Raw genomic sequence first — 13,190 nt, 5'->3', positions numbered from 1 at the left:
GATTCAGTGGATCATCATTATTACATCTAGTAACAATGGTAGATAACAGCGCAATCGCGATTAAATTCTTCTTCATTTAGGCTTTTTAGTCGTTATATTCAGAACCACTATTGTAAATAACCCTCCTAGACTTAGACGACGTGCATTTCCTATTGATGAAACAAAAATTATTGATTTAAATTTAAAAACAAAGTCCACCACTAAACATTTACGACATGATTAGGTTCACAAAAATAATATCTACTGGCTTTGCTTTACAATCTGTTTGAGAGACGAGTGTTGCTATAGAGAGCGACAAAATGTATTTTCGAATAGTATTTATATTAATTATTATTATTCTAAATGATCGAATAACGGATTGTTTGATTTTCACACTATAGGCAGTACTTCAGTGGATGATTTGATTGATTTTAGTGACAATTTGAGCGTCGAGTCTCTGTATAAAAAATTCGATGAAAAGGGAAAATCACTTATTGAAGAGCTTATTCTGGTGGCGACCGCCGAATATTTATCTCATGAGTGTAACTCAACAATAGAAAGAATTAGAAACAGCAAATCCATAACGTTAGAGGTGGGTTTGGAGCACCTGTTTTCCGCGATATTGTCCAACGTCGAGATATTAAGTGCATTAGCGGAAAGGTTAAAGTCACAGACCTATCAGCTAGCGTTTAGCGCCAAAGCCTATCAATTAAGAGAGAATATTTTACAGGTTGCTGAAAAACGCAGTTATGGCGATCCATCGACGACTTGGTTTCAAGATGCCCACAGCTTAATTCCCAAACTCTCTTTATCGCATGATCTTGAAAGGCTCTTTTGGGAGTCGCTGGTGAGCAATCAGCTTAAAACCGATAAGCTGGTCGAAAACCTACTGGCATCCAAGAGCCGCGAAGTGGACGCATTTCTCCACTTAAACCCAGTGACAAACAACTTAGTTACTAGGGCTAAAATCAGCGAAAGAATAAATATTGAGCTCACGGGATCGGTGATCGGTCAACAGAAAGCGATTGAACAACTGTGCTATGGGTACTTAGCCTCCAGTTTGCAAGCGCAACAAGGACCTAGGCTCATTTATACTTTCGTCGGTCCATCAGGCGTTGGAAAAACCTATCTTGCCAAGCAGTTTGCAAAACAGTTGCAGCAATATGAACACTCGGGTTATCACTTTAATGTGTTTAATATGGAGCACTACCAAGATAAAAGAGACGCCCTAAAACTGTTTGGTTCAGGGAGCCAATATGCGGATGCAAACTTAGGCGCGCTGACTCGTATCGTGAGGTCTAATCCAAGACAAATATTGCTGTTTGACGAAATCGAAAAAGCGCATGCAAGCGTGGTGCAATCACTACTGTCTGTACTCGATAGTGGAAACGCGAAAGATCAAACCAGCCAAGACGACGTCGACTTTAGCCAATGCATCATCATATTCACCACCAATTTAGGTCATGACGTGATCAGTCATGCTACCCAAGGTAAAACGGTCAGTGTGTTCGATATTCTTAAAACGTCTACCAATCCAACCAATCAACTACAGCTTTCTCATGAGTTCGTTAATCGGTTAGCCAAAGGGTATCCCATTATATTTGGCGATTTACAACCGAATCACCTAATTAAAATTGCCGAAATGGAGCTTGCCAATCATGCAATAAAATCGGGACAGGCATCATTTCATTGGCAATGCTAGACCTTCATGCTATCTGTGTTTTTGCTCAGGCAAGTTCGTCTATTTCTCAAGGGGATATTCAGCAAGTGATTCAGAGTCAGTTGGCGAGCAAAGGGGGATTGGATGCATGTCACAATGTACTCGACCGCTCAGCTTTGACCTTTTTGGACAGTCAAACTCGTAAAAGCTTACGTTTGAAAAACATCAGTTTTGTTCCTAGTGCATTTGATAAGTTGAAAACCTTATACGATAAAAACGTTGATAAGAGGGTGGATTTTACTTGTCAGCTTAATGATTCATTGCAAGGAAAAGTCACCTTAGTGGGTTTCTAATTGAGTCATGGTGAAAGGGAGTACTCATTTTAACTATAGGGAAAGTACCAGTGCTATAGGGATGACTTTAGGTTCTCGATAGCCTCGAAGATATGCGGTCGTCGGTCGTTGTTTTTAATTGCAGCATAGACGTCAATATTTAGATGCTTACTATGACTGTCAGTCAGCTCTTTATAGCACAAGTCTTCATTGTAAAAAGTACACATGGAGCGAGGCATCAATGCGATGGCGTTGCCTTTGGCAACTTTGGAGAGCATTACAATAGTGTCATCGGGCTCTTTGATTCTTTTTAGAGGGAAAGGGAGCTTTTCAAACAGCTTCTCGCACTTTTTGTAAAAAGCAGGGTTGGCACTCCAAGGAAACCAAAACAAAGGTAATTCAGAGACATCTTCAAGTGATACTTGGTGTTGTGTTGCTGCTTTGTGTGAGGAAGGCATAACGAGTAACAGTGGCTCGCGGTATATCCAATGAAAGGAAATATCTTCTTCTACGCGTGTATTTTGCTCTCCAATGAGAGCGATATCCAAGGAACTCTTCTGTAAGCTTTGAATTAGCTGACTTGAATTCATACTGTGAACGTCTACACTTTCAATTCCAACGAGAGAGTTTAAAGCTCCTGCGATTGGCGAGATATTCTCGAAGTTAAGAGTATTGGTCGCCCCAACTCGAATCTTATCGACACTTCTCGCATTCAGTGCTTTTAGCCCACTAATTAGGCATAAGATTTTCTCTGCTTCAATAAGGAGATCATTGCCCGATTTTGTTAGGTGTACACCATGAGTGTTACGAGTGAATACTTCATAACCCAGTAAATCTTCTAAGCACCTTATCTGTCTAGTCAGTGGTGGTTGAGTCATATTTATACGCTCAGCCGCCTTGCGGAAGTTAAGTTCTTGTGCAACAGCCAAAAAACACTGAAGTTGTTTTACGGTTGGTAAACTACTGTTGGTTAAAGTGAATCTAGTACTCATACAGAACCTATGGATAAAAATAACGCTGATAACATTAAAGTAAATTTATTTATTCAGATTGTGAATAATTTGCACAGAGTAACCGCGTACTTTGCTTGTTTTTCGACCAAATAAGACTTCACTACGCATAGTATCGCTCCAACCAGCTTGTTTTAGCTTTGATCTCATGCTGAATTTCTTTGGATGTAAACGCGCTAGATTTAAAGTAAAACGGCGTATCACCCCTACATTTTCTGCACCGTCACCAATTCTGATACGTGAATCATCTTCTTTAAAGGTGACATCGAGCACCCAATGAACCTTATTCTATACTGCTGTAACCACTCAAGCTTATTGCATCCAAAGTCTACGATGTAGCTAAAGTGGTCTACAAAACTCATTTCGATACCTTATTTTTTGTGTGATATCGTTCTGATCGTGCTTTCTGCTTAAAGTTCCATCAAAGTACGATCTTACCTTGATAATTTGGATTGTAAAGGTTGACTTTTATAAATGACAAGATAAATGTGACTATTTTTTGGAGAGCGACTAAGTATTACAAAATTATGAAGATCTTCTCATTGGGGGTTGTATTTATATGTATTTTACTCATTAGCCTTAATGATGAGGTTGAATTTAGTAGTGATTCATAAATAAGCTATATAATTATAATTAATGGTGATTCAAAAGTTAAATTACATAATTAGTAATTCCACAATTATCAATATATGCTAATTTTGGTGCGTCTTAATTAACTGGAGTTAAACATGTCTACAAACTACCTTTTGATCTCTCGATACCCCGTAAAAAGCATTGGTAATGAAACTATTGATAGCATTAAGTTCAGTGATGATGCTAGATATTTTATTAGCGAGGATGGAAACAATGAGATCTTGGAATTAAAGGCTATAAATAAAGTTGAAGATATTTCAAATTTAGAAAAAAACCTCATAGGTGCATTTACTGTTAATAAAGATTACTTGTCTGGTGATATAAGACGCGAACTGCTTCGATTCGTAGAGGCACCTATTGCTAGTGAGTCAGAGTTGCCAAATTCGGAGTTTGTGCAGCTGCGACACGTCGAAGTGCCTGCAGAGCGTTACGATGACTATCTTGAGTGGCGTGATAGAACAATATTCAACGTTGTTCGAGGTAATGCCGACAAGATTAATAGCTTTGAAGCCTATCATTCTCTAATTAGTGGGCAGCCAGGTGTTATGTTTGTTTCTTCATTCAATGGAAATGTTAATGAATATATGCGGCCATTTAATGATGAAAACTATAAAGAGATTATTAGACAAGCCGGTGATGATTATATTACTGGTGGGGATGAAGGACTATATACGCGTCTGTATAGAGCAATATAAGAGCAAGTGATATGGAATTTAATAAAATTGTAGTCGTTGGCGATAAATATTCAGAATATGCCAAAGGAAAAAAAGCTTTAACTATTTCTCAATTAGAACTATTAGCAAAGCTACCTGACAATCTATTTCCTGATGAGTATGAGCTGATTGCAGGGCAAGGTGTTTGCAAGCACAAAGCTAAGAAAGTTATTGATGATATTGGCAATAATCAAAGGCTGAAGAGCAAGCTCAAAACTTGCTCAGTAGAAAAGCTAGCTTCTGAGCACAAAAATCGACATACCCATAAATGGGACGAGCGAAACATCCTAATTGGTCAGGCTGAAAAGGTTGACCATAAGTTAGATATGTACGCACTGCCTCTCGTCATTGATGATAACTGTGAACTGATGGGAGACCATCAGACAGGACAGCATGTTCAAGGGATGTTGGTGGTAGAGGCGTGCCGCCAAGCTTTTATTGCGGTGACTGAAGAGTTTGTTTATCAAAAGCAAAGTGACAAGTATTACGTCATCAACAGTATGTCGATTGATTTTGCGAATTTCCTATTCCCTCTGCCTGCAATCGTACATTTTGAGTTTGTCGAGAAGGATGTGAATGAGCGCCGTGGAAGATTCAAAGCTCGTATGAGTGTGATGCAGAATCAAACCAAGAGCGCCAGTATGGACGTATCTTTTTCAGTCTACTCTGCTAAATCAATACAGGCCAAAGAGTGGGAGCTCGCTGAATCCGCCACTGAGGCGGTTGTGAGCCCTAGTGACCATTTTAATATGGAGCAAGACTGTGCGTAGAAGTTACCAACTATCGGCTACGACGCAAGGTCCGCTCTATCCTCCCTCAGAAGTGATGGATGCAGAAGGCAACTTTGTTGTTGTCGGGCAAATCCCAAGTGATAGTGGTGTTTCTTGGTCTGGTGCAATTGTCGCGCCAGAAACTCCTGTGCCTGAATTTGGCGAGATCAAACCGTACCGCATTGTTACTCAAATAGAACAACTTTCTGAGCAGCAGATGAAGGATATCACCTTGTTCACACTTCCTCTGCCTCTGCCTTCGAATAACTATCCGATGATTTTCGCTCCAGAGCAGAGGTCGCAAGCCAGTCGCGAGGTGAGATCCAGCTTTCCTCTTCATCAAGGATATATTGAGGACTATCGGTATGAAGATGGTAAGCGGCATATACCACCAATCAACTTATTCGATTGGTTGCAAGCCAAAGGAGAGTTGGTAGTTAGCTTGAAGAATGACAAACAGTTGGCTCGTTTTGATTTTCAATTTAGTAACCTAGTTCCGAATAGCCTCTACACCGTGATGAGTCTAAGAGAAAAGGATCTTTGTCCCGAATCTCCGACTCGACCAGGTCCTCTAGGTATTCCGAATGTTTTTGTTACTGATGCTTTAGGTAGTGCTCAGTTTTGGGCCGAGTTGCCTGATCCTTTTCCGGCCCATGAATTAGAAGGTAACCGAGTAATAAATGTTGTCGTCTTATATATGAGCTCTCGGCAAAGTTATGGCGGCGCGATTGGCCTACATGGTCTCGGTGGAGATATTCACGCCCAGCTTAAGCTTAAACAACGATCGTTTGATGAATTTGTGACTACGAATAATAGGGAAGATTAATATGCCTTTTATCCATATTACTACTTGGAAAATGAACAACGAAGAGCAAGTTAAAGGGATGCTCGAAGACATCACACATGCAGTGCATAAGAATACTGGTGCACCTTTAGATAAGATCTCTGTCGCTGTGACAGAAGTCGCTCCAAACCGCTGGGCCGACGCTGGAGTGGTAGGAAGTGAGCCTGACTTTCCAGTGAAGAGTCGTCGCTTAAACTACGAGGAGTGATTATGACCAAAGTCGCGGCATTTTTTGATGTGGATGAAACTCTAATCCACACCAAGAGCATGTTTGATTTCTATGAATTTTGGTGTAAAAAAATCGGACAAGGTGACCTGTTTAAGCGTTATAACGCAAAGCTCAATACAGATAGAGCTGCTGGTGTTGTAAGAGAACAGTTGAACAGAGAGTACTATCAACAGTTTGAAGGACAAAGGTACCAAACACTTGAGAGCGTTGGACAGGAGTGGTTTCAAAGCTGTTGTGATGACTCTTTTTTTCTCGAACGTTCCGTTACTGCGTTAAAAGAGCATCAGCGGGCAGGCCATCAAGTGGTGTTTGTATCTGGTTCGATGTGTCCGATCTTGGAGCCTATTGCCCAGTTTCTGAATGTAGAACACATCCTGTGTACCTCTCTGATCTTAGATCAAGAAGGGATGCTAACCGGTCAAATCGGTAAACCGCAGACCATCGGAAAAGGTAAAAAGGTTGCCATGTCTGATTTTTGCCAAACACATCATATCGATCTGAATCATTGCTATGCATACGGAGACGATATCTCTGACGTCGATATGCTTGAAGCAACAGGCAATCCGATTTGTGTAGGAGAAAACCCTCACCTTCTTCGTCATGCCAAACAGCATGGATGGAAAACTCTTTAAAAACATATGGAATGAAAAATGAGTATTAGTGAAAATTCTCAGAAGATGACGCTTCGTATTTGGTTAGCGTTGTTTGTATTAGCTTTGTCGACGTTTAACATCGTCACGACCGAACTGGCTCCGATTGGCTTACTTACGCCAATGGCCAATGCTTTAGCAACCTCTGAATCATATATTGGTATGACAGTATCTTTATATGCTTGGGTTGGTGCTTTGAGTGCACTTGTGGCTTCAGTTTTTCTTGGTGCGGTCGGCAAAAAAAATCTCTTAATTGCTTTGAGCATAGTACTGGCTGTTTCCAATGGTCTTGCTGCTAGTGCTGAAACCTTTGAGAGCCTAATGTTAGCCAGAGTGATAGGGGCTGTTGCCCATGGTGCATTTTGGTCAATAATTGGTGTCAGTGCTGCGTCGATTGTTCCGTCTAACTATATCGGTGTAGCTACCTCGATCGTATTTGGTGGAGTATCAGTTGCCAGTGTGTTTGGGGTGCCTATTTCAAATTACATAGGTATGCATATAGGTTGGCGCTCCGCATTTATGGTTATGTCAGGGCTTAGCGTGTTGTCGCTTGTCGGGATTGCTAGCTTAGTCCCTCAGATTAGCGAGAAGAGTAGTGTGGGTATTGGGGCGATTAAGGCCGTGTTTAAATCGAGTTCACTGATCAAAATCTATTTTGCCACCATTTTGACCATATCGGCTCACTTTACCGCCTTTACCTATATAGAGCCTATGCTTAATTCCCTCACTCACATTAGTGAAGAGTTCGTCCCGGTTTTATTGTTGGTCTTTGGTGTCGCAGGTATTGCCGGCAATGTCATCACAGCGCTATTCATTGATAAACACCTCAAGACGATCGCGGTTTTGTCTGTACTATTTGCAGCATCAATGCTGGTTCTTATTGGTGAATTCCACGTGCAATGGTATCAGGCTCACATCGGCACAGCACTCGCTATCTGGGGAGCGACGGCATCTTGTATTTTCGTGGCCCTTCAAACTTGGGTGCTTAGACTGGCTTCAGAGCAAGCATTTCCAGCATCTGCTCTTTATGTTGCCTTCTTCAACTTGGCAATTGGTATCGGAGCGTCTTTAGGGGCATGGTTAGTTGCTTCTTACAATGTTTCCTTTCTATACATTTTTGCTGGTGTCGCGATGGCGCTTTCCTTGGTATTTATCACTATCGTTCCGATGAATTTCGAGAATGTTCAGCGAACGCAGGAGGCTTAAATAATGAGCGATAAACAGACGACGATCAAAGGCATGTACGTTATGGATCGTTTGGAAGATGGATTAGCTGAAAGAATGAGTCGTCGACTTTCCGAGCTCGATAGTGACTTACCTCGATTGATTACGGATTACGCGTTTGGCTCGGTCGTCGCTCGTCCTGGTTTAGATTTAAAAACCCGCGAAATGTTGACAGTTGCTTCTCTGATTAGCTTAGGTAACGCGACCCCCCAGCTTGAACTGCATATGAAAGCGGCGATAAACGTAGGGGTGTCGCCTGAAGAGCTGCTTGAAGTCGTTATTCAGATGGCTGTTTATGCTGGCGTGCCTGCTTGTATGAATGGTCTGGCAAGTTACCGTAAGATTATGAATGAGAAGGGGCTGGTTCTCCCTGGTCTTAAAGAGGAAGTAGAGTAATGGAAGACATTGTTGTTGTCGCAGCAAAGCGAACACCTACTGGTGCATTTATGGGGGAGCTTTCCGGTTTGTCTGCTCCTAATCTTGGTAGCTTGGTGATCAAAGCCTTGTTGGCTGATTCAGACGTTAAACCAGAGCAAATCGACAGCGTCATTCTTGGGCAAGTTCTAACGGCTGGCTGTGGTCAAAACCCAGCTCGCCAAGCCGCAATTGGCGCTGGGTTAACACATAACGCGCAGTGTTTAACAGTAAACAAGGTTTGTGGTTCCGGCTTAAAGGCGGTTCATTTAGCGATGCAAGCGATCACTTGCGATGACGCTGAATTTGTTATTGCTGGTGGGCAAGAAAGTATGTCAAATGCGCCCCACATTTTACCTAACTCTAGAAAGGGCAAACGATTGGGAGGAACTGAGCTACAAGATAGCTTGGTTCACGATGGTCTTTGGGATGCGTTTAATGATTATCACATGGGAGTGACGGCGGAAAACGTTGCCAATCAGTATGGAGTTGCTCGTCCTGATCAAGATGAGTTCGCGTTTCAATCTCATCAGAAAGCACTTGCGGCGCAAAAAGCCGGTTTGTTTGTGAATGAGATAGTGCCGATAGAAGTAAGAGATCGAAAAGGCAATGTTCGTATTTTTAGTCAGGATGAAGGTCCACGAGAAACAAGCGTGGACAAACTTGCCAGTTTGCAGCCCGTGTTTTCTAAGCAAGGTACAGTGACGGCAGGTAATGCATCATCACTCAATGATGGAGCGTCGGCACTTCTGCTCTGTCATCGCCATACCGCAGAAAAATACCAGTTGAAAGTGCTTGCTAGCTTAGGGAAATTCAGCAATTCAGGAGTTAGCCCTGATGTCATGGGAGTAGCCCCGATTGAAGCTATCTCTAAATGCCTTGACCAGTCAGGGTGGGAAGCGAGTGAGGTTGCACAGCTAGAGTGTAACGAAGCGTTTGCATCGCAAGCTATTGCTGTTGCTCGCGCGATAGATATTCCTGACGATAAAATTAATCCATATGGGGGAGGGATTGCGTTGGGGCACGCGATTGGTTCTTCAGGGAGTAGAATCCTAGTAACTCTTATTCATAGCCTGATAAGAGATAATAAAAATAAAGGTGTCGCTGCTCTTTGCATTGGCGGTGGAGAAGGTGTAGCGATGAGTATCTATCGCTAATGAAAAGCCCAGGTAGCTGGGCTTTTTCCTTTTTAGACATTGACTCCTTTCATACCCTCTTCAGAGTAACGTTGCCCTTTTACCTCAAATTGAAGTAGGATGTTATTCAATGTTGTAAGGTCTTCTCTCTCTAAGATTATTTCAGATGCCTGAACATTTTCTTGGAGATATTGCCGCTTCTTAGTTCCTGGGATAGGAACGATATGTTCATATTGAGCTAACAGCCATGCCAACGCGATCTGACCAGGTGTTGCTTGATATTTTTGTGCAATCGGCTGAATGATGTCTAGAATATTGCGGTTGTGATTGATGTTCCCATCTAGGAATCGATCGTTGGTTTTGCGAAAATCACCGTCAGGGAGATCACTATTACGCGTTAACTTGCCTGTGAGAAAGCCTCTACCTAGCGGGGAGTAGGGCACTAAGCCGATGTTATTGGTTTTCAGTGTTCCAAGAATATCTTCCTCAATGTCTCGAGTCCAAAGTGAGTACTCTGTTTGCAGAGCGGTGACTGGAAAGACAGAGTGTGCTTTAAGCAGTGTTTTCGAAGAAACCTCACAAAGCCCTACATGAGCAATTTTGCCTTCTTTGACTAACTGTCCTAGGCAATCCATGCTTTGTTCGATGATCTTACTGTCGACTCGGTGAAGGTAAAACAAATCAATACACTCGACCCCTAAGCGCTGAAGAGATTCATCGCAGCATTTTCGTATATAGTCCGGTGTGTTATTGATGCTGCGAGCATACGCACTTTCTGCAGGGCGATCGATACCACACTTGGTGGCAATTTTAATTTGGTGGCGCTGAGAAGGTTGCAGTTTAGATAGGTAGTAACCAATCAGCTCTTCATTGTGACCACGTCCATAAAAGTTTGCGGTATCAATGAAGTCAACACCAAGCTCAAGTAACTGGTCAAGTAGCTTTAGAGATTGTAAGTCATTTGTTTCGCCATAGAATTCACTCAACCCCATCGCACCATAGCCAATCGAGCTGACTGTCAACCCATTTGCAAGTTCACGTTTAAGCATAAAGCCTCCTTATTTAGAGCTCAATTATTTCATGATCTAATTAGGGACTGAATTCTCTTTTTGCTTATACCTAAAAGGTATCACCATCAATTGCGAGCTACTGGGTCTCAGTAGTGGGCTTTGTTGCTTAAACCGTATCCGCCCCATAAACCCACGGTGCGATAGTGCTAATGTTTGAAGTTCCAAGGTAGGAGCGCATCGATATCAGGCTCTGCTTTCGCCAGCTCTTTCATGCACTTAACCATGTGGTCGTAGAGTATAAGGTCGTTGGCTTTCGCAGTCTCGACGATGCTGTAAAGCATCGCGCTCGCATCAGCGCCATTGGGTGCGGTCGAGAAGAGCCAGTTCTTTCTGCCAATAACTAGCGGTTTAATTGCCCGTTCAGCTCGATTATTGTCGATAGATAAGTGACCGTCATCGATATAGCGAATGAGCTTCGGTCATTGCCCAAGCGTGTATTTTATCGCTTTACCTAACGGGCTAGACTCTATTACTCGCTGAATCATCATTCACTCGTAGAGTTCATCGAGTATCGGTTTCGCATGCAGTTGCCGCTCTGCTTTTCGCTTCTCTGCCGATGCGCCCTTTAACCTCGATTCTATCCCATAGAGCTTTTGGATTTTAGCCAAGGCATTGTCTGCTTTACCTGACTTGCCTTTACCTTGCAGCTTTTTCGCGTCCATGAACTTACGCCGAGCATGAGCCATGCAACTGTAGTAGCATTGGTATAAGAGATGACTTCTTAAATACCAAGCAAGAGATGACCGAACAAGACGAGAAAGCAGGCAAAACGGGTAAGGGCTAGATATTTTCCCGTAGAGTTGCTTGTAAAACGCAAAGTGGTTAGCACAAACTTTCATAATAAAGCAATGATGAGCCGAATAAGACGGAAGTCAGTTTGCGACTTGTTACGGTTCGTTTCATTAATGTTGGTCGGGGACTTGAATAGAAACCGTACTATTTAACGAGTTTGTGCGCTCACTGTAGTTTTTCTCGAATTTGTTTAGATTGCAGAATACAATAAAGTTAATATGGTTGATTACGATTAGTTAGACAAATTACTGATGATAAACTTCGAACCCAAACGCTCTTATCAAACGATAGGATTAATTTTAAGACAAGAACTTTCCGATGGAATGTATCCTATCGGCAGTCGCTTACCTCCTGAACGCGATATTGCAGAGCGTTTAAATGTGGGTAGGACGGTTGTGCGCGAAGCGATCATCATGCTTGAACTGGAAAACCTAGTGGACGTGAAAAAAGGTTCCGGTGTTTATGTGATCAATTTGCCACAAGACGATTTATCTCAAGGCAATTTACCTCAAAGCAAACACAGCCAGTCAGGTTCAGGCTCTGCCCGACAAGAAGATGTGGGTCCTTTCGAAATGTTGCAAGCACGACAGTTACTGGAAAGCACCATTGCGGAGTTTGCTGCCGTGCAAGCGACACCGTCAGACATCGCAAGAATGCGTGAAGCGCTTGAGATTGAGAAAAATGAAATCAACAGCGACGATGATTTAGAACCTACTGGCGACAAACTGTTTCATTTCTATATCGCAGAAGCGACCCAAAATTCTATTTTGGTGGATATGTTTAAGCAGTTGTGGGAACGCAGAGAGTCCAGCCCCATGTGGCAAAAGCTCCATTGTCATATTGAAAACAAAGACTACTGCAAAGAGTGGCTGGATGATCATGCACAGATATTGCTTGCCATGCAGCGCAAAGATCCGAGTGCCGCAAAGCATGCGATGTGGCAACACTTAGAGAATGTCAAAATAAAGTTACTTGAGTTATCTGATTTTGAAGATCCTCAGTTTGATGGCTATCTGTTTGAATCCATCCCTGCAAAGTTAGTGTTGCAAAAAAAATAGCCGGATCTGGATCTCAGACCAACTGTAAAGATTGAACAGCATAAAAACAAAATAGCAAAAAGGATGTCGTGTTTGGCGACATCCTTTTTTGTTATTTAACGGCTGGTGTCGGGACGCAGCCGAGATTCAGTGATTCAGTGATTCAGTGATTCAGTGATTCAACTGTTCAACTATGCCGGTTGAGAAACAGGGAGAGGCGGATAACACTCGATAATTTCTACCCCCTCCATCGTTTCAATCTCAATCGAATCAACCCCCGCAGGACAGAAAAATTTGTCGAATTGACGCAATGTCAGTTGCTTATCCCCCAGCGTTACCGTGCATTCACCTTGTGTGACGATACCGATGTAAAAGTCCTGTTCTTGTTTGACAATATGGCGAGTGACGTTGCTTCGACACACTCGATAGCGATCGGTGGTTGAGGCATCGATCAGCATGGACTTAGAGGAACCATCAGGGTAGGTTTGCATCGGTTTGGGTGTTTTCTTGTTTTTAGCGATCACGTCATGGGTGGATTGCTGCGAATAATCAAACACGTCCAGACAAAAATCGAGGTCACGCTTCATAAAGCGGGCTTGTTCTGGAAGGGTATAACCGCCACGCTCAAATTCAAAACGTACCGCCCAGTCCGAAGGCTCCATAATTTCGATCATAAGAATGCCTTCACCAATTGCGT

General features: G+C 42.6%; 14 protein-coding genes and 2 pseudogenes. 11 read left to right on the top strand and 5 right to left on the bottom strand.

Going from position 1 to position 13,190, the window contains the following annotated elements; all coding sequences use genetic code 11:
• The first annotated feature begins 391 nt into the window (after positions 1 to 391).
• On the top strand, positions 392 to 1,681 hold the full coding sequence (locus L9Q39_RS18335; protein WP_237486529.1) for an AAA family ATPase: 1,290 nt from the start codon (positions 392 to 394) through the stop codon (positions 1,679 to 1,681).
• Complete coding sequence (locus L9Q39_RS18330; RefSeq protein WP_237486528.1) at positions 1,675 to 1,992, top strand: hypothetical protein; 318 nt, start codon at positions 1,675 to 1,677, stop codon at positions 1,990 to 1,992. Before L9Q39_RS18335 ends, L9Q39_RS18330 begins: the two co-directional genes overlap by 7 nt.
• A gap of 53 nt (positions 1,993 to 2,045) precedes the next feature.
• Here L9Q39_RS18330 and L9Q39_RS18325 read toward each other — a convergent pair whose 3' ends face one another.
• Positions 2,046 to 2,963: a LysR family transcriptional regulator gene (locus tag L9Q39_RS18325; protein WP_237486527.1), complete on the bottom strand. Its 918-nt coding sequence runs from the start codon at positions 2,961 to 2,963 to the stop codon at positions 2,046 to 2,048.
• 108 nt (positions 2,964 to 3,071) lie between these two features.
• Positions 3,072 to 3,269: pseudogene (locus L9Q39_RS18320) on the bottom strand (transposase); the annotation flags it as partial.
• A 440-nt stretch (positions 3,270 to 3,709) separates the two neighbouring features.
• On the opposite strand from L9Q39_RS18320, the gene L9Q39_RS18315 reads away from it, so the two are divergent.
• Genes L9Q39_RS18315 through L9Q39_RS18280 form a run of 8 tightly spaced genes read left to right on the top strand, consistent with a single transcriptional unit; the run spans position 3,710 to position 9,615 of the window.
• Positions 3,710 to 4,309, top strand: coding sequence for a hypothetical protein (locus L9Q39_RS18315; RefSeq protein ID WP_237486525.1), 600 nt, complete (start codon positions 3,710 to 3,712; stop codon positions 4,307 to 4,309).
• Between the two features lie 11 nt (positions 4,310 to 4,320).
• The gene (locus L9Q39_RS18310; RefSeq protein WP_237486524.1) at positions 4,321 to 5,097 is read left to right on the top strand and encodes an AfsA-related hotdog domain-containing protein; all 777 of its coding nucleotides are present in this window, start codon (positions 4,321 to 4,323) and stop codon (positions 5,095 to 5,097) included.
• Positions 5,090 to 5,923, top strand: coding sequence for a hypothetical protein (locus L9Q39_RS18305; RefSeq protein ID WP_237486523.1), 834 nt, complete (start codon positions 5,090 to 5,092; stop codon positions 5,921 to 5,923). Before L9Q39_RS18310 ends, L9Q39_RS18305 begins: the two co-directional genes overlap by 8 nt.
• A 1-nt stretch (position 5,924) precedes the next feature.
• Entirely contained in the window at positions 5,925 to 6,149 is a 225-nt protein-coding gene (gene thmT, locus L9Q39_RS18300; RefSeq protein ID WP_237486522.1) for a 2-hydroxymuconate tautomerase, read from the top strand.
• Between the two features lie 2 nt (positions 6,150 to 6,151).
• Positions 6,152 to 6,802, top strand: a complete 651-nt coding sequence (locus L9Q39_RS18295) for an HAD family hydrolase (RefSeq protein WP_237486521.1) — start codon at positions 6,152 to 6,154, stop codon at positions 6,800 to 6,802.
• 18 nt (positions 6,803 to 6,820) lie between these two features.
• Positions 6,821 to 8,026: an MFS transporter gene (locus tag L9Q39_RS18290; protein WP_237486520.1), complete on the top strand. Its 1,206-nt coding sequence runs from the start codon at positions 6,821 to 6,823 to the stop codon at positions 8,024 to 8,026.
• A 3-nt stretch (positions 8,027 to 8,029) separates the two neighbouring features.
• Positions 8,030 to 8,440 (top strand): carboxymuconolactone decarboxylase family protein, encoded by a 411-nt coding sequence (locus L9Q39_RS18285; RefSeq protein ID WP_237486519.1) that lies wholly within the window; start codon positions 8,030 to 8,032, stop codon positions 8,438 to 8,440.
• On the top strand, positions 8,440 to 9,615 hold the full coding sequence (locus L9Q39_RS18280) for an acetyl-CoA C-acetyltransferase (protein ID WP_237486518.1): 1,176 nt from the start codon (positions 8,440 to 8,442) through the stop codon (positions 9,613 to 9,615). The genes L9Q39_RS18285 and L9Q39_RS18280 overlap by 1 nt, the downstream gene beginning before the upstream one ends.
• 32 nt (positions 9,616 to 9,647) lie before the next feature.
• Here the strand turns inward: L9Q39_RS18280 and L9Q39_RS18275 are convergent, their stop codons facing one another.
• Both L9Q39_RS18275 and L9Q39_RS18270 read right to left on the bottom strand, forming a co-directional pair.
• Complete coding sequence (locus L9Q39_RS18275) at positions 9,648 to 10,643, bottom strand: aldo/keto reductase (protein WP_237486517.1); 996 nt, start codon at positions 10,641 to 10,643, stop codon at positions 9,648 to 9,650.
• Between the two features lie 167 nt (positions 10,644 to 10,810).
• A pseudogene (locus tag L9Q39_RS18270) lies at positions 10,811 to 11,353 on the bottom strand (IS66 family transposase); the annotation flags it as partial.
• 354 nt (positions 11,354 to 11,707) lie between these two features.
• Between L9Q39_RS18270 and L9Q39_RS18265 the strand changes: the two are divergent.
• The gene (locus tag L9Q39_RS18265) at positions 11,708 to 12,514 is read left to right on the top strand and encodes an FCD domain-containing protein (RefSeq protein WP_237486516.1); all 807 of its coding nucleotides are present in this window, start codon (positions 11,708 to 11,710) and stop codon (positions 12,512 to 12,514) included.
• Between the two features lie 170 nt (positions 12,515 to 12,684).
• On the opposite strand, the gene L9Q39_RS18260 is transcribed toward L9Q39_RS18265, so the two are convergent.
• Complete coding sequence (locus L9Q39_RS18260; RefSeq protein ID WP_237486515.1) at positions 12,685 to 13,167, bottom strand: cupin domain-containing protein; 483 nt, start codon at positions 13,165 to 13,167, stop codon at positions 12,685 to 12,687.
• Between the last annotated feature and the right edge of the window lie 23 nt (positions 13,168 to 13,190).

Source organism: Vibrio hippocampi (genome assembly GCF_921292975.1).
Classification (GTDB): domain Bacteria; phylum Pseudomonadota; class Gammaproteobacteria; order Enterobacterales; family Vibrionaceae; genus Vibrio; species Vibrio hippocampi.
Note: the sequence above shows the minus strand (reverse complement) of the source record. Positions and strands in the feature narration are given on the sequence as shown.